This is a genomic window from Bacillus pretiosus, assembly GCF_051294775.1.
Taxonomy (GTDB): Bacteria; Bacillota; Bacilli; order Bacillales; family Bacillaceae_G; genus Bacillus_A; species Bacillus_A wiedmannii.
The window spans coordinates 1-333 of sequence record NZ_JBPPHF010000066.1 but is presented as its reverse complement, the minus strand read 5'-3'; the positions used below and the strand labels follow the sequence as shown (position 1 = coordinate 333).

The following is a 333-nucleotide window of genomic DNA, read 5'->3' as shown; positions in this document are numbered from 1 at the left end:
TGGTCTATCTGAGGCAGACCCTAAAGAACAACCTGAGCAAACCCCCGAATATCTTGGAGGGGATGCAAATATAAACAAAAAAGAATATGAAATAATTAGTGATGAGGACGTTATCAAGCGAGGGTTGTTAGAAGATACTGGTAATGGTCTATCTGAGGCAGACCCTAAAGAACAACCTGAGCAAACCCCCGAATATCATGGAGGGGATGCAAATATAAACAAAAAAGAATATGAAATAATTAGTGATGAGGACGTAATCAAGCGAGGGTTGTTAGAAGATACTGGTAATGGTCTATCTGAGGCAGATCCTAAAGAACAACCTGAGCAAACCCC

1 protein-coding gene is annotated in these 333 nt (G+C 40.8%); it reads left to right on the top strand.

The window, feature by feature from the left end:
* A partial coding sequence (locus ACSG5Z_RS29870; RefSeq protein ID WP_435712749.1) for a hypothetical protein occupies positions 1-333 on the top strand: 333 nt, incomplete at both ends.